At 68.4% G+C, this 16,787-nt stretch carries 11 protein-coding genes; 4 read left to right on the forward strand and 7 right to left on the reverse strand.

Annotated features, from left to right (window positions below; translation table 11 throughout):
• From NN4_RS42145 to metH, 6 genes are all read right to left on the reverse strand, one after another.
• Window positions 1–1,440: choline/carnitine O-acyltransferase (locus NN4_RS42145; RefSeq protein WP_147143410.1), on the reverse strand; the 1,440-nt coding region annotated here is incomplete at its 3' end.
• Window positions 1,437–2,273 (reverse strand): class I SAM-dependent methyltransferase, encoded by an 837-nt coding sequence (locus NN4_RS42150; protein ID WP_222595269.1) that lies wholly within the window; start codon window positions 2,271–2,273, stop codon window positions 1,437–1,439. The genes NN4_RS42150 and NN4_RS42145, both read right to left, overlap by 4 nt.
• 62 nt (window positions 2,274–2,335) lie before the next feature.
• Window positions 2,336–3,199 carry a HalD/BesD family halogenase gene (locus NN4_RS42155; protein WP_147143413.1) on the reverse strand — a complete coding sequence of 288 codons (864 nt, stop codon included), beginning with the start codon at window positions 3,197–3,199 and terminating at the stop codon, window positions 2,336–2,338.
• A 150-nt stretch (window positions 3,200–3,349) separates the two neighbouring features.
• Window positions 3,350–4,021, reverse strand: coding sequence for an HAD family hydrolase (locus NN4_RS42160; RefSeq protein WP_281289469.1), 672 nt, complete (start codon window positions 4,019–4,021; stop codon window positions 3,350–3,352).
• Window positions 4,018–5,727, reverse strand: a complete 1,710-nt coding sequence (locus NN4_RS42165) for a serine/threonine-protein kinase (protein WP_147143416.1) — start codon at window positions 5,725–5,727, stop codon at window positions 4,018–4,020. Before NN4_RS42165 ends, NN4_RS42160 begins: the two co-directional genes overlap by 4 nt.
• 506 nt (window positions 5,728–6,233) lie before the next feature.
• Entirely contained in the window at window positions 6,234–9,830 is a 3,597-nt protein-coding gene (metH, locus tag NN4_RS42170) for a methionine synthase (protein ID WP_147143419.1), read from the reverse strand.
• Window positions 9,831–9,977: 147 nt separating this feature from the next.
• Here metH and NN4_RS42175 point away from each other — a divergent pair, with 147 nt between their 5' ends.
• Together NN4_RS42175 and NN4_RS42180 are read left to right on the forward strand one after the other, a co-directional pair.
• Window positions 9,978–10,862: a PAC2 family protein gene (locus NN4_RS42175; protein ID WP_147143422.1), complete on the forward strand. Its 885-nt coding sequence runs from the start codon at window positions 9,978–9,980 to the stop codon at window positions 10,860–10,862.
• 92 nt (window positions 10,863–10,954) lie between these two features.
• The gene (locus NN4_RS42180) at window positions 10,955–13,567 is read left to right on the forward strand and encodes an AMP-binding protein (protein ID WP_147143425.1); all 2,613 of its coding nucleotides are present in this window, start codon (window positions 10,955–10,957) and stop codon (window positions 13,565–13,567) included.
• Here the strand turns inward: NN4_RS42180 and NN4_RS42185 are convergent.
• Window positions 13,514–13,819: a hypothetical protein gene (locus tag NN4_RS42185; RefSeq protein ID WP_107657727.1), complete on the reverse strand. Its 306-nt coding sequence runs from the start codon at window positions 13,817–13,819 to the stop codon at window positions 13,514–13,516. The genes NN4_RS42180 and NN4_RS42185 overlap by 54 nt on opposite strands.
• 330 nt (window positions 13,820–14,149) lie before the next feature.
• Between NN4_RS42185 and NN4_RS42190 the strand changes: the two genes are divergently transcribed.
• Window positions 14,150–15,289 (forward strand): NsdA family TPR-like regulatory protein, encoded by a 1,140-nt coding sequence (locus NN4_RS42190; protein ID WP_147143428.1) that lies wholly within the window; start codon window positions 14,150–14,152, stop codon window positions 15,287–15,289.
• 193 nt (window positions 15,290–15,482) lie between these two features.
• Window positions 15,483–16,787: TIGR02677 family protein (locus NN4_RS42200; RefSeq protein ID WP_308633353.1), on the forward strand; the 1,305-nt coding region annotated here is incomplete at its 3' end.

Consider the following 16,787-nt stretch of genomic DNA (forward strand, 5'->3'; position numbering starts at 1 on the left):
GGCGGCCGCGGTGCGTGCGGCGGCGAGCCGGGCCGCATGGTCGGCCCCGGGGTCCTGCATGGTGTCCACGAACGCCACCATCTCCGGGGTGATCACCCGCATCGCCTCGGTGCGGCCGTTGCGGTACTGCCGGGTGGCGATGGATTCGTAAGTGGCGCCGGTGATTCCCTTGCTGCGCCGATGCGCCAGCTGATAACTCAACTGTGCGAAGGCATCCGGCGAGATGCCGAGCTGCTTGGCCCGCGCGGTGCCGAAATTCTCGAAAGAGACCGTCTGCGTGGCATTCTCGGCTGCGTACCGAGCGAAATCGGCGCCGGCGGCGATGATGTCGTTGCGCTGCGCGGCATCCAGCACGAAATCGATCGGCTCGACGGCGGGCAACCCCAGCGCCTGCGCCCCGGATCGGGCGGCGTGCTCCGGCGCGGGCACCTCCAGCATGGCGTCCACGAAGGACAGGATGGTGGTGCCGTCCAGCCCGCAATGCTCGACATTGATGCCCGCCTGGCCGTCCTCGAAGACGATGAACGACACCGCCTTGTCGAACCAGCGGTTGGCACTGTCCCCGTGCAACAGCTGATCACACGCGTGCAGCTCGTCGCGCGGCGCGAAGTCCTCCAGGCAGACACAGAACAGCGCGGTCTCGATGGTGTCCAGCGCCGCGGCGTTGGCCGGTTCGGCGAGCAACGCCTGCCTGCTCGCCGCCCATTCGGCGCGTGCCTTGGTGGTGAGATGCCCCACGGCGGAATCGGTTCGGGTCGAGCGGGCACCGGCCTTCAGCACCTCGCGCAGCCCGCAGGCCAGATCCTCCAGCGAGTGCGGCGCACCGTCCGGGCCGAGCACATCCATCCGGAAGATGCTGCCGCGGAAGAAGACCACCACATGCTTGGCGTCGGACGGGCCCGGCCATTCCTCGCTGTAGGGCACCCGGACGCTGTCCTGGGTTTCGCCGGGGATGCGGGTCTCGGAGAACAGATACTTGTTCTGCCACATCGAGAGTGCCTGCCCGCGCTGCAACACCGGCGGGATCGCCTCGACATCCAGGGAGAGCTTGTAATCGACTGCGGCGGAGATGATTCCGGCCGCCCGATCCACCTGGGTCGCGGCCGTGGAGGTGGCCAGCGTGGTGTCGTCGCGGAAGAGAAAGAAGAAGTTGGCGTTCAGGGCGATGCGGTCGCGCCTGCCCAGGTATCGCGACGGCCAGAACAGGTCGAGCCAGCTACCCACCCCCGGGGTGGCGTCGTACTCCGCGAGGGCCGCGTGCAGCGTGCGGCCGGGTCCGTCGGGGCGCAGCAGGTCGGCGACCGCGGCCTCGGTGGTGGCGAGTTCGTTCGCGGTCAACAGCGGCGCGCACCACTGCAGGAATCGGCCGCAGCTGTCCTCCAGCGTGGGCAGGGGCACCCGGGGCAGGCTGTCGTCGGCGGCGAAGGTGCGTTCGGTCAATGCTGGTCCTCGGTGTCGGCGTGGTGCTTGGGCAACGGTCGCGACAGGTAGAGCCCGGCGTAGAGCCAGCCGTCGGCTTCCCGGTCGGTGGTGTCGATTCCCTTGGCGGACAGGGTGTTCAACACCTGCGTCTGCTCGGTCGCGGAGGCGAACCTGCGCTGCTGGAACAGACCGGGCGCCTGCTCGGTCCGGTAGCCGAGCGCGGCGAGTTCCGCGGCGATCGGGGCGAAGTCGAACATGCGCAGCACGAAGTGTGCCATCCATGGTCGCCGACGCGGATGCGCGGTGGCGACTCGGGACAGAGTTTTCTCGGTGACGTAGCCGATACAGCCGGTGGAGATGATGAGGTCGGCGGTGGCGAGCACCTCGCGCTGCTCGTCGGTCGGCTCGCCGGACTCCAGATCGGCGTGCACGGTGTCGTGCAGCAGGCCGCTCTCCTGTGCGTAGGCGAGCGCGGGCGCGGAGGCGTCCATGCCGAGGAAGCGGACATCGGTGAGACCGGTCCTGGCGCCGAGCGTCGCGTGGTCGCGGGCGATGAGGGCCGCGCGATCACCCGTCGCGGTGCGGTAGTGCTCGGCGAGCTCACGCATGGTGGTGTCGAAGCGCAACAGTGCCGCGTTGACGCCGTAGGAGCAGCCGAGGTCGAGCACAGTGGGCGTGGATACCCGGGCGGAGGCGCGGAACTCCCGGATCTGCTGCTGGAACACGGGTTTCGCCAGTTCCGGGATGCGATAGTCGAGATCGGACATGCGGGCGTAGTAGTCGCGTGGATCGGGCCGGTCGTAGATATCGTCGAAGGAAGCTTTCCCGGTCGTATGTAACGGCACTGCCACAGTCGTTCCTCTCGGGGTCGAGCGGTGTGTCCCGATCCCTGGGATGGATCGGGCCGTTCGGCTCAGTCGAGCAAGCGGTCACCGCGGACGACGTCGGCCGCGGCGGCCAGATGGTCGGGTAGCACCCGGCCGAAGAGTTGCCGGGTGCGCTCCACCGTGCCGATCACGCCGGGGCGGTCGGTGTAGGCGAAGATCGCCGAATGCCGTTGCGTGACACCGGCGACGGGTGACACGCGGTGCAGCGAGAAGCGCCCTTGGAACAGCTGCAGGTCACCGGGGCGCAGGTCGAGGCGCTGGATGAGGCGCTCGCCGGTGCCGTCGAGCACGGCGCGCACGTCGTCGAGGTGCTCGGCCGCCTGCGTGCGAATGTTGGGGCAGTACTCGAAGATTCCGCCCGACTCGGCGGGCTGGGTCAGCATGCTGACGGTGAATTCGTTGGTGTCGAAGTGCCACGGATGCGACATGCCGGGGGCGACGACGTTCAGGCACAGCCCGGCCAGCGGGTCGGCGAATTCGTGCAGTTCGGCCAGGCCGAAGCAGTCCGCGACGAAACGCTGGAAGCGCGTGTCGATGTAGAGCTGGTGGATCAGCGCGTCGCCGGGGATGCGGTCGCGCGGCACGAACGCGTTGCCGCGCTCCAGCACGATCCGCCCCGGATGATCTTCGGGCAGTTCGGTATCCAGCGGGATGTTGTAGGCGTTCACCCGCTCGACCTCGTAGTACGCGTGCGGGGCCATCGCCTCGCCCTGCGCCCGTAGCGTCTCGGTCAGTTCCGGCCGGATGAAGCCGCGCAGCACGGTGCAACCGTTCGCGGCCAGGTCCGCTCTTGCTCGCTGCACCGCGGCCTGCCGCTCCGCATCCGCCGGATTCGCGAGGGGATACCGTGCGGTATCAACGATCTCGTCGAGGACACCCAGCGCTGCCATGGCGACATTCTGGTAGAGCGGACCGCCGACACGCCCGAGATTCGGCGAGATTGCCGGTGACGGCAGTCACACCTATCTATCTGCGCGCACTCCCATTGCGGCACAGTAACTCTCGGTGCAGCGCAGTCGGGAGTGTCGAACTCGGGCCGGTCAACCGCGCAGCTTCAGCGCCTGTTCGAGGTCGTCGATCGTCAGCCCGACCAGGGTGTCACGGAAGCTGCGCCCCGGTCCGTCGGGCACCGGAATCTCGCACGGGATCACGATCACCGCGCAGCCCGCCGCCTGTGCGGCGCGCGTGCCGGTCGGCGAATCCTCCACGGCGACACAGTCCTTCGGATCCACGCCGAGCAGCTCCGCAGCCCGCAGGTACACGTCCGGCTCCGGCTTACCGAGGGCCACCTCGTCACCGCAGACCGACACGTCGAAGAAGTCGCGCCCCAGCGTGTTCAACCCGAACTCGGTGAGCGACCGCTTGGTATTGGTCACCAGCGCCGAGGCCAGTCCCGCCTCCCGCACCATCGCCAACGCGTCTTCAGCGCCCGGCCGCCACGGAATCGGACCGGTCATCAACTCGGTCACCCGCCACTCCAGGAACTCCCCCGCCGCCTGCAACGCCTCCGCCGTCGGCGGCACCCCGAGCCCCTCGAAGATCATCCGCAACGCATCCGCCCCCGACGCCCCGATCAGCGCATGCCGCAACTCATCGGTCATCTCGTGCCCGTGCTCGCGCGCCAACTCCCGAACCGCCACGTCCCAGAGCTTCTCCGAATCCAGCAGCGTGCCGTCCATGTCCCAGAGGACGGCGGCTAGTCGGGGCGTCACGCGCCGGAACCGGAGATCAACATCCGTCCATTGTCCGATACGACCTGGATCCACCGGTTCTCGGATCTGGTCTCACCGTTCTTCATGCGGTAGGTCAGCGAGACGACCGCGCGGTTGTCGCCGCTCTGGGTGACTTTGCCGGCGCTGACCGAGCTGACCGTGCCCCACCAGCGGGAGTACTCGGTGTAGCCGCCGGTCTGGGCCTGATACGAGGGTGTCAGCTGTGCCCAAGCACCGGAGGTATTGCCCGGCAGCATGCTGTAGTAGCCCTGCACGAACTGGACGACATTGGCGGACTGGGGTGCGCCGAACGGCGTCGCCGTGACGGTCGGGGGTGGCGGCACCGTCGTGGGGGCCGGGGTCGGGGTGGGCGACGGCGGGGCCGAGGACGGGGTCGGCGTTGGGCTCGGCTGGGTGGTCGGGGCCTGCGGAGATTCCTGAGTCGTCGGCTCCTGTGCGCCGGGTGCTGCCGCGTTGGAGGGTGGTGCGGGGTTTTCGAGGGACGAGGACGGTGCTGCGGTCGCGGGTGGGGCGGCGGTGTCACCACCCTTGCGGTCGTTGGTGAGCACGGCGATGAGGCCGATCACGGCGAGCACCACGACGAACGCGGTCGCCGCCAGGACCAGCGAGCGGTTGCGCGAGGGTCCGTTGTTCGTGCCGCCGGGCAGGGTGGCGGGGCCGGGGCGCGGCGGGATCGGGGGTTGGGCGGAAACGGATTCGGCGGCAGCGGGATTCGTCAGCGCTGCGGTCGCCACGATGGAGGTGGCGTCGTTGGCGTTCGAGGTACTGCCCGCGCCGTCGGTGCCCGGGTGCGGGATGACGGTCGTCGCGTCGGCGCCCGGTGCGGGCAGGGCCTTGGTGAGCGAGGGGGTGCCGAGTTTCGGATCCCGGCCCTCCGCAACGGCTTCGAGGGCTTGCTGCGCTTCCCGCATGGTCGGGCGCGCGTCGATCGTCGGCGCGAGCAGCCGCATCAGCACCGGGCCGAGCGCACCGGCGTGCTCGGGCTGCGGCACCTGGCCGCGCGCGACGGCATGCAGGACCGCCAGGGGGTTGTCGCTCTCGCCGAACGGCGGCTGACCCTCGACGGCGGCGTAAAGCGTTGAGCCGAGCGCGAATACGTCGGAGGCGGGTTCCGGGTTCTCGCCGCGTGCCACCTCGGGGGCCAGATAGGCGGGGGTGCCCGCGAGGAAGCCGGTGGCGGTGACGGTGACGTCGCCGACCGCGCGGGAGATGCCGAAGTCGGTGAGCTTGACGGTGCCGTCGTCGCCGACGAGCAGGTTCGCTGGTTTCACATCGCGGTGCATGATGCCCGCATCGTGGGCGGCGGCCAGGGCGGCCGCGGCTTGCGCGCCGATGCGCGCGACCTCGACCGGCGGCAGGGTCCGCTTGCCGGAGAGTTTGGCCGCCAGGCTGGGTGCGTTCATGTATTCCATGACCAGCCAGGGCTGGCCGTCTTCCTCGGCGACGTCGAAGACGGTGATCGCGTGCGGATGGTGCAGCCGGGCCGCGATCCGGCCCTCGCGCATGGCGCGCAGCTTCGCCTCCAGCGCCGCGGTCCGGGACAGTCCGGGCGCGAGGATCAACTGCTTCACCGCGACCGTGCGCCGCAGGCGGACATCGGTCCCCCGCCACACAACGCCCATGGCACCTGTGCCGATCGGATCCGTGAGTCGATACCGTCCCGCGATCAATCGGTCCGCCGTCATGCTGTTGTGCCTTCCTGCTTACGCGCCGAGCTGGTCCTGCACTGGCGCGTACCGCCGGGAAAATCCCGAAAATGCCACGCGCCGAAGTCCTTTGCACCCGTATGCAGCGATGGCGACGCACCCGCCGACTGCCCCGGATGCAGTTGCAACGCCTCCGACAATGGCATACCCACCCGACACACATCCACCTCACCGAAACTCCCTGAGCAATCCCCCAGGTCAGCGCCGCGCCACGCCGAGACACGAAATACCCTCGGCGCGTCGGGATTTGCCCAAATCATGGCATACGACCAGGTAACCAAGGCCCTCGCCGGACGCGAACAGTGTTCCACGACACCGTGACCACCATCACTATTCGATCACGACAGTTATAACCGATTTCTCCCCACAACAGCCGTCCTCGGTGCCCGAATTCGGGTTCACCAAGCCCGCACACCCATTACATAAGCCGCACACCCGCTATAGGCGGTGTGCGGTTTACGTAAAAGGTGTGCGCTGCGTGAAAGTCAGGCGTTGAAGTACTTCGCCTCGGGGTGCAGGAGGACGAACGCGTCGGTGGACTGCTCCGGATGCAGCTGCAATTCCTCGGAGAGGACGACGCCGATTCGGTCGGCTTCCAGGAGATCGACCAGTTTGGCACGGTCGTCCAAGTCGGGGCAGGCGCCGTAGCCGAACGAGTAGCGGGCGCCGCGGTAGCCGAGCTTGAAGTACTCCAGGACGTCGGCGGGGTCGGAGTCGGCGACCGCGTGACCGTCCAGGGTCAGTTCCTCGCGGATGCGGCGGTGCCAGTATTCGGCGAGCGCCTCGGTGAGCTGCACGCCGATGCCGTGCACCTCGAGATAGTCGCGATAATTGTCGGCCGCGAAGAGCTCGTTGGCGAAGTCGGCGATCGGCTGACCCATGGTGACCAACTGGAACGGCAGCACGTCCACCTGGCCGGTCTCCTCGGCCCGCTCGCGCGAGCGGATGAAGTCGGCGATGCACAGGAAGCGATCCCGCTGCTGACGCGGGAAGGTGAACCGATACCGTTCGGGCGCACCGGGATTCGGCTCGGTGAGCACGATCACGTCGTCACCCTCGGAGACCGCGGGGAAGTATCCGTACACCACGGCGGCGTGCTGGAGCACGTTCTCGGTGCTCAGCCGGTCCAGCCAGGCGCGGAACCGCGGCTTGCCCTCGGTCTCCACCAATTCCTCGTAGCTCGGCCCGTCGCCGCCGCGCTGGCCGCGCAGGCCCCACTGGCCGAGGAACAGCGCCCGCTCGTCGAGCAGCCCCGAATACTCGTGCAGCGCCAGGCCTTTCACCACGCGGGTGCCCCAGAACGGCGGGGTCGGCACCGGCACATCCGCGGCCACGTCGGAGCGCGCGGGCACCTCGATCGGCACCTCGACCGCCTTGCGCTCCTCGGCGATGCGCTTGGACCGCTCGTGGCGGGCCTTGCGCTGGGCCGCCTTCTCGCGCTCCGCGATCGCCTCGGGACTGTCGGGGTCGAGGCCGCCGCCACGCTTGCGGGTCATGATGTCGTCCATCAACCGCAGGCCCTCGAAGGCGTCGCGGGCGTAGTGCACGTCGCCCTCGTACACCTCGGTCAGGTCGTTCTCCACGTAACCGCGGGTGAGCGCCGCGCCACCGAGCAGCACCGGGAACTGCTCGGCCACGCCCTTGGTGTTGAGTTCCTGCAGGTTCTCCTTCATCACCACGGTCGACTTGACCAGCAGCCCGGACATGCCGATGACGTCGGCCTTCTTGTCCACAGCCGCATCGAGAATGGTCGCGATCGGCTGTTTGATGCCGAGGTTCACCACCTCGTAGCCGTTGTTGGACAGGATGATGTCGACCAGGTTCTTGCCGATGTCGTGCACGTCGCCCTTGACGGTGGCCAGCACGATGCGGCCCTTGCCGCTGTCGTCGGTGGCCTCCATGTGCGGCTCCAGATAGGCGACCGCCGCCTTCATCACCTCGGCCGACTGCAGCACGAACGGCAGCTGCATCTGACCGGAGCCGAACAGCTCACCGACGGTCTTCATGCCCGAGAGCAGCGTCTCGTTGATGATCTGCAGCGGCGGCACCTGTTGCATCGCCTCGTCGAGGTCGGCCTCCATGCCGTTGCGCTCGCCGTCCACGATCCGGCGCGCCAACCGCTCGAACAGCGGCAGCTGCGCCAGCTCCTCGGCGCGCGAGGCCCGCGACGACGACGTGGACACGCCCTCGAACAGGCCCATCAGCTTCTGCAGCGGGTCGTAGTCCTCGCCGCGGCGGTCGTACACCAGATCCAGCGCGGTCTCGCGCTGCTCGTCCGGAATCCGCGCCATCGGCAGGATCTTCGAGGCGTGCACGATCGCGGAATCCAGCCCGGCCTGCACGCATTCGTGCATGAACACCGAGTTCAGCACCTGACGGGCCGCGGGATTCAGGCCGAACGAGATGTTCGACAGGCCCAGGGTGGTCTGCACCGCGGGGTGCTTCTCCTTGAGCAGCCGGATGGCCTCGATGGTCTCGATGCCGTCCTTGCGCGACTCCTCCTGGCCGGTGCCCAGGGTGAAGGTGAGGGTGTCGATGATGATGTCGCTCTCCCGCACCCCCCAGTTGCCGGTGATGTCGGCGATGAGCCGCTCGGCGATCTCCACCTTCTTGGCGGCGGTGCGGGCCTGGCCCTCCTCGTCGATGGTCAGCGCGACCACCGCGGCGCCGTGCTCGGCGACCAGCTGCATGGTCTGGTGGAAACGGGATTCCGGCCCGTCGCCGTCCTCGTAGTTCACCGAGTTCACCGCGCAGCGACCGCCGAGGTGCTCCAAACCCGCCTTCAGCACCGGGGTTTCGGTGGAGTCGAGCATGATCGGCAGTGTCGACGAGGTGGCCAGCCTGCTCGCGAGGGCGACCATGTCCTTGGCGCCGTCGCGGCCGACGTAGTCCACGCACAGATCCAGCATGTGCGCGCCGTCGCGGGTCTGATCCTTGGCGATATCCAGGCACTTCTGCCAGTCCTCGGCCAGCATCGCCTCGCGGAAGGCCTTGGAGCCGTTGGCGTTCGTGCGCTCACCGATCATCATGATCGAGGCGTCCTGCTGGAACGGCACGGCCGTGTACATGCTGGACACGGCGGGCTCGTGCGCCGGGGCGCGGCGCGCGTCGATCGGCGGCAGCTTCGGCTCGATCTCGCGGACCGCCTCGGTCACCTGCCGGATGTGCTCGGGCGTGGTGCCGCAGCAGCCGCCGACCAGCGCGAGCCCGAACTCGGAGACGAAGCCGCTGAGCGCGACCGCCAGCTCCTCGGGGGTCAGCGGGTATTCGGCGCCGTTCGCGCCGAGCACCGGCAAGCCGGCGTTCGGCATCACCGACACCGGAATCTGGGCGTGCCGGGACAGATGCCGCAGGTGCTCGCTCATCTCGGCCGGGCCGGTCGCGCAGTTGAGCCCGATCATGTCGATGCCGAGCGGCTCCAGCGCGGTGAGCGCCGCGCCGATCTCGCTGCCGACCAGCATGGTGCCGGTGGTCTCCACGGTGACGTGGGTGATGATCGGAATGCGCCGGCCGAGCTGGCGCATGGCCTCCCGGCTGCCGGTCACCGCCGCCTTGACCTGCAGCAGGTCCTGGCAGGTCTCGATGAGAATGGCGTCGGCGCCGCCCTCGAGCATGCCGAGCGCGGATTCGGTGTACGCGTCACGCAGCGCGGTATAAGGAGCATGGCCGAGGGTGGGCAGCTTCGTGCCCGGCCCCATCGAGCCGAGCACGTAGCGCGGCGTCCCGTCGGCGGACGGGCCCATCTCGTCGGCGACCTCGCGGGCCAGCCGGGTGCCGCGCTCGGACAGATCCCGGATGCGGTCCGCGATGTCGTAGTCGGCCAGGTTCGGCAGGTTGCAGCCGAAGGTATTGGTCTCCACGGCGTCGGCGCCCGCCTCGAAGTACGCGCGGTGGATGCTGCGCAGCACGTCGGGGCGGGTGTCGTTGAGGATTTCGTTGCAGCCCTCTAAACCGAGGAAGTCGTCCAACGTGAGGTCGGCCGCTTGCAACATCGTGCCCATCGCGCCGTCCCCGATCACGACGCGGCGGCGCAACGTGTCGAGTAGCGTGGTGTCGAACTCGGCGGGCAGTGACGCAGACATGAGGACCAGCGTAATGGTCCGGTCGGACAGGCCGACCCCCCGAGCCGGGTGGACACGGACACACCTGCGCCGCCGGCGCCGTCGAACACGCCGGGCCCGGCCACGGCATACGACACGCCAGTTCGCCGCACACATTAGGCTGACCGAGTGAACCCCAGTGAAACTCCCGATCCGGAACTGCCGACGTTGCGGGAACCGGTGCTGGTCGCGGCCTTCGAAGGCTGGAACGACGCGGGCGACGCCGCAAGCGGCGCCGTAGAGCATCTGGAATTGATCTGGGACGCCGAGCCGCTAGCCGAACTCGACTCCGAGGACTACTACGACTACCAGGTCAACCGGCCGACGGTCCGGCAGGTGGACGGCGTGACCAGGGAAATCCAGTGGCCCTCCACCATGCTCTCGGTCTGCTCGCCGCCCGGCAGCGACCGCGACATCGTGCTGCTGCGCGGCATCGAACCCAATATGCGCTGGCGCAGCTTCTGCGAGGACCTGCTGGAGTTCATCGAACAACTCGGCGTGCAAACCGTCGTCATCCTCGGCGCGCTGCTGGCCGACACTCCGCACACCCGCCCCGCCCCGGTCACCGGGTCCGCCTACAGCAAAGAAGCAGCGGAGCGTTTCAACCTGGAGCAGACCCGGTACGAGGGACCGACCGGTATCACCGGCGTGCTGCAGGATCAGTGTGTGAAGGCGGGCGTGCCCGCGGTGTCGTTCTGGGCCGCCGTGCCGCACTATGTTTCGCAGCCGCCGAACCCGAAGGCCACCATCGCGCTGCTGCACCGGGTCGAGGACGTGCTCGACATCGAGGTGCCGCTCGGCGAATTGCCCACGCAGGCAGAGGAATGGGAGACCGCGGTCAACGAGATGACCGCGGGCGACGACGAGGTCAGCGAATACGTACGCTCCCTGGAGGAACGCGGCGACGCGGCGGTCGACGTGAACGAGGCGATGGCCAAGATCGACGGCGACGCCATCGCCGCCGAGTTCGAGAAGTACCTGCGCAGGCGCGGCCCGGGCAGCTTCGGACTCTGAACACGCCCGAACGCTGAAGACTTCGGTTTGCCCGGTGTTCACCAGGGGGCCGCTTGTTGGCCGGAAAGCCGCTGCCCCCTATTCTTTTTAGGGTGACCTTTCCCTCGCTCGTCGCGCACCTGCGTAGTTTCGACGAGCGGGTCGCCGTCCTCTGCCCCGGCTCGTCCGGGGCGGATGGCGCGGCGACGGAAACGGCGGCCGGCGAGGCACGGCGGGTCACCTACGCCCAGCTGGCGACGCTCGTCGAGGATTTCGCGGCCGAGCTCGGACCGAACCGGCGCCTCGTCGCGCTCGCGGCCCGCAACGATCTGCGTTCGCTCGTCGGGTATCTCGGCGCGCTCAGCGCGGGCTGTGTCGTGCTGCTCACCGCGGAAGTCACCGACGAGTTGCTGAGCGCCTACGATCCCGACGTGGTCATCGAGGACGGTCGGCCACACATCCGGCGCGCGGCCTCCGCGCACACCTTGCATCCGGATCTCGCGCTGCTGCTGAGCACCTCGGGTTCCACCGGGTCCCCGAAACTGGTCCGGCTCTCCTCGGCGAACCTGTTGGCCAACGCGGCCGCCATCGCCGAATACCTGGCCATCGGCCCGGACGACCGGGCCGCGACCACCCTGCCGATGTTCTACTGCTACGGGCTTTCGGTGGTGCACAGCTATCTGCTACGCGGCGCGAGCCTGCTACTCACCGAGCGGTCGGTACTGGACGACGTGTTCTGGGACGAGTTCCGTGGCTATCGCGCAACGTCTTTCGCGGCCGTCCCGTACACCATCGACCTGCTGGACCGAATCGGCTTCGCCCACATGGCATTGCCCGATCTGCGGTATGTCACGCAGGCGGGCGGCAGGCTCGCCCCCGACCGGGTCCGCGACTACGCCCGGCTCGGCGCACAGGCGGGCTGGGACTTCTTCGTGATGTACGGCCAGACCGAGGCGACCGCCCGAATGGCCTATCTCCCACCGGATTTGGCGGCCGAGCGACCGGACTGCATCGGGGTGCCCATCCCCGGTGGCGAATTCAGCCTGGAACCGATCGAGGACACCGGCGGGCACCAGCCCGGGGTCGACCTCGGCGGGCAGCCGGCCGACGCCGTGCCGCACGAACTGGTGTATCACGGACCCAACGTCATGCTGGGTTACGCCGAGTCGCCCGCCGATCTCGCGCTCGGGCGCACCGTAACCGCTTTGCGCACCGGCGATCTCGCGCGCCGCACCCCCGAGGGCCTGTACCAGGTGATCGGCCGCCGCAGCCGGTTCGCGAAGATCTTCGGTCTGCGCATCGATCTCCAGCGCCTCGAATCCGGGCTGGCGGCCGCGGGTTTCACCGTCTGCTGCACCGACGACGACGAACTGCTCGTCGTCGCCGTGGAAAGCCCCGCCACCGATCCGACCGAGACCGCGGCGCAGCTGGCCGGGCTGCCCGCCGCATCCGTACGGGTATGTGCCGTCGAGGAATTGCCGCGACTGGCCAATGGCAAGCCGGACTATCCGGCCGTTCGCACGTTGTCGGCGCCCGCGCCGGAGAACCGGGGCATCCGCGCGCTCTACGCCACCGCCCTCGGCATCCACCCGGCGCTCATCCACCCGGACAGCACCTTCGTCGACCTCGGCGGCAATTCGCTGACCTACGTGACGACCGCGGCCAGGGTGGAACGCGCGCTCGGCAGGCTCCCCACCGACTGGCCGACCATGACCGTCGCCGAGCTGGATCGGATCCCGCACGGCGGCAGGCGGTTCGGCCGCACCGTCGATACCAGCACGCTGCTGCGCGCGGCCGCCATCGTGCTGATCGCGGGCACGCACATCGGCCTGTTCGTGTGGTGGGGCGCCGCGCACGTGCTGCTCGGGGTGGCCGGATTCAACTTCGCCCGCTTCGCGGTGACCGCCTCCCCGCGTGCCGAACGGTTGCGGCACGTGCTGCGCACGGTCGCGCTGATCGCCGTGCCGACCGCCGCATGGGTAGCCATCACGTTGCTGTTCACCGACTACTACGGGTGGCAGAACGTGCTGCTGCTCAACAAGATTCTGGGCCCGCGCGACAGCGACACCGCGGGGCACCTGTGGTTCATCGAGGTACTGGTCTACTTCATGGTGGCCGCCGCGCTGCTGCTGCGGGTACCCCTGGTGGACGCGCTGGAGCGGCGCGAACCGTTCTGGTTCGCCATGGGCCTGCTCGCGCTCACCTTGGTGCTGCGCTATCAGCCGTTCGGTCTCTATCCGGCAAAGGATGTGCCGTTCTCACCGCTGGCCGTGTGGTTCTTCGCCATGGGCTGGGCGGCCGCGAAGGCAACGTCGGCGTGGCAGCGACTGATGGTCAGTGCCGTCCTGTTGGCCTGCGTGCCCGGCTATTTCGGCGTGCCGGATCGCGAGCGATTGGTGATGGCCGGGCTGCTCTTGCTCATCTGGCTGCCCGCGATCCGGGTGCCCGCCCTGCCGGCAGTCGTCGCGGCGGTGCTCGCCGACAGCTCGCTGTTCGTGTATCTGCTGCATTGGCAGGTGTATCCGCTGTTCGGGCAACACCATGTTGCGGCGTTGCTCGCCTCGCTGCTGGCCGGTGTGGCCGCGACGAGGGTGCTCGCGGAAGTGCGACGGCGATCGGGACGGACCACCCGCTGGGCGATACCCCACTGGTCCGGCGTGCCGTCGTGGCTGTCAGGTCTCGATGGTCCAGACCTGCGCCGCCGCCTCGCGCGCCAGCTTCGCTAGCAGAATATCCCGTGGGATCGTCTGGCCGGCAAGGTGATCGAGCGACGGAACCACTACGTGGTGCGCGTCCGCTCGCTTGAGCTCCTGGGTCAGCTCGACAAATGCCGTGCCGTCACCGGAAGTCGATTCATGGAACGTTGCGGCGAAGCAGAGCCCTTCCTCACGGGCGAGGCTGCTCATCGCATCCTCGAGCTCTGCGCTGTGGCCATCGGCCAAATCGTCACGCAAGTATCCATAGATCAACGCTTCCACCCGAACCTCCGTTGGATTGGGTACCGCTGTTCTCATGTGGATCTCCCCCATTGTGGGGCACTGCGCCTTGCAAGGACAGATGCAATTACATCTGGCTGTAACAAGATGGGTCCGGCAAACTTTCCGCTCCCTTGGTCCAGCATGCACAACGCCAAACTGCGAATGCAGATGTCAACCCACTGACACCTATATGCCCTATCTCGGCCACCGGGCGTTAACTGGTGCGATACTACTGACGTGGCCGCTGGAGACGATCGACCCGTCTGGGCTGTCCGGATGCGTTCTGAACGCGATGCGCGGGGGTGGTCACAAGCAGATGCCGTCCGCGTGATGCGCGCCAAGTCATCCCACAACCTGCCGACAGACAGTACACTGCTGCGTAACTGGCGCCGTTGGGAATCGGGCGAGTCGCGGCCGGATGATTTCTATGCCCCTATCATCGCCGCCGCCTTCGACACCGTCACAGCAGCGTTCTTCCCCAAGGCCCGGCCGAACCGGGACGACGAGGTGCTCTCGGCAACGGGCATGGACACGCTGGAATTCATCGGCCGCCTGCGCATGTCGGACGTCTCGCCCGCCACCCTCGATGCCATCCGCATCACCGCGGAACGCCTGTGCTGCGAGTACTCCTACGCCGATCCGCACGAGCTGCACGCCGAGGGCACCGGGTGGTTGCGGAGAATTACCTCACTGCTGGACGGCCGACTGACTTTGGCGCAGCACCGCGACATCCTGGTGCTCGCGGGATGGGTTGCGTTGCTGGTGGGTTGCGTGGACTACGACCTCGGCCGGCGCACCGCCGCCGAGGCGACCCGACGCGCGGCCTACTCGCTCGGCCAAGAGGCCGAAAACGCCGAAATCACCGGGTGGAGCGCGGAAATGGCGGCCTGGTTCGCGCTGACCCAGGGCAACTACCGGGGTGCCATCGACGCGGTCGACCAGGCCCTCGAGGCCAGCCGAAACCTGGGCGTCGGTGTGCAACTCGCGGCGCAGCGGGCCAAGGCGTGGGCGCGGCTCGGCGACCGGCACGAGGTCGAGACGGCCCTCGACGAGGGTCGAGCAATTTTGGAGCGACTCGACCATCCGATCAATCTGGACAACCATTTCGTGGTCGATCCACAGAAGTTCGACTTCTACGCGATGGACTGCTGCCGCGTCGCGGGCGAGGACCGGCGGGCCGAGAGCTACGCCAACGAGGTCATCCGCAACTCGACCAGAGCCGACGGCACCGTCCGCAATCCGATGCGGGTGTCCGAGGCGCATCTCACCCTCGCGGTGGTCGCCGTGCGCAACCGCGATCTGGAACTCGCCGTCGATGAGGGACTGCGCGCGTTCGCGGGTAAACGCCGTTCACTGCCCTCGCTCATGTGGATCGCGGGCGAGGCCGCGCGCGAAATCATCGCCCGATACCCCGGCGATCCGCGCACCCGCGTGTACTTCGACCAGCTGCGCGCCCTCTCGACCGAGTGACCGGTACCGACTCCAGCGGCTGCCATCCCCGTGGGACACACCCCAATTCAATGGCGAACATCCGGCAAACAGGACACGGCCACGCCGAACTGGGTACGTTCGCGTTGTCGGCGACCGGCCCGCTACTACCCTGTTCCCGGTGACCGACTCCGTCGACGGCTCAGCCATCGCCTCCGTCCTGTGGGACGACCGGCTGCGGCTGTTCTCCTTCGCCACCGCCGAGCGCCGCGCCGACTATCTGTGGGTGCTGCGCGCTTTCGACAGCGCCCGCGCCGCCTACGTGGTGCTGCTGCACGCCGACGATGTGGCGGAGTGGATCGAACGCAACGGACACAACCTGCGCACACCTGACCTGGTCGAACCGGAACCCGCGTCTGACGTCGAGAGCCAGCAACATATAGAGGACAAGTCCGCCGGTCGGTCCGGCGGCACAGCGCAGGTCGGCGGCGCAGCACAGTCCGATAACCAGGCGCAGTCCGGCGATACCTCGCAGTCGGACAGCCCAGCTCAGTCCGACGACGGTCCCGCGAGCGCCGCCGTCTGGTCCACCGAGCGCGGCGCCCGCCCGAACGCACCTCGGCTCACCGCCGCCGAGATCGGCCCGCTGCTCGATCAACTCCACCAGTGGGGTGTGCTGGAACGCAGTTACGACGGCACCCGCGCCGCCACCCTGGCGGAGTATCGGAACCGGCACTTCGTCTACCAGTTCTCCCAGGTCGGGTTCCAGGCTTACCGCGCGGTCGCGGGAGTATTGAACGCCAGGCTCGATGAAGCGTCCCTGTCCCGGCTGGTGCTGCCGGAGTTGCTCGCCGATCTGCACACCCTGGCCGCGGCCAATCGCGAGGGCGACGCCGAGCGGGTCTACCGCACGTTGCGCCGCCTCGACGCCGCGCTGACCGATATGGCAGCCCGCGCCGCACACTTCTATCTCTCCCTCGGCGACCTCGTGCGGACCACCGAGATCACCCCGGAATCCTTTCTGGCGCACAAGGACGCACTGCTCGCGCACATGCGCGAATTCAGCCTGGACCTGGCCCGATTCACCCCGCGGCTGGCGGGCGCGATCGCCGAGATCGAGGAGACCGGTGTCGAGGAGCTGATCGAGCGCGCCGCAGGCTGCGACGAACGCGTGCTGCTGAGTTTCGCGGAGCGGCAGGCCGATTGGCACGCGCGCTGGGACGGGCTGCGGACCTGGTTCGTCGCGTCCGGCTCCGGCGAGCACGCGGGCACCACCGAGGCGGAACGGTTGCGCGAGGCGACCATGAGCGCGATCGCCGCCGTGCTCTCGCTGCTGCGCCGGGTCACCGAGACGCGGCGCGGCGGGGTGAGCCGGGAGTCCGCGCTGCGCCACCTGGCGGGCTGGTTCACGGCTGCGCCGAGCGCGGACAGCGCGCACGCCCTCTTCGACGCGGTGTTCGGCCTCGGCAGGCCGCGCCACCTGGCCATGGAGCATCCGGACGCCGACCTCATCCCCGCGCAGCGGTCCTGGTGGGAGGCG

This window comes from Nocardia ninae NBRC 108245, from assembly GCF_007990755.1.
GTDB classification, from domain to species: Bacteria; Actinomycetota; Actinomycetes; order Mycobacteriales; family Mycobacteriaceae; genus Nocardia; species Nocardia ninae.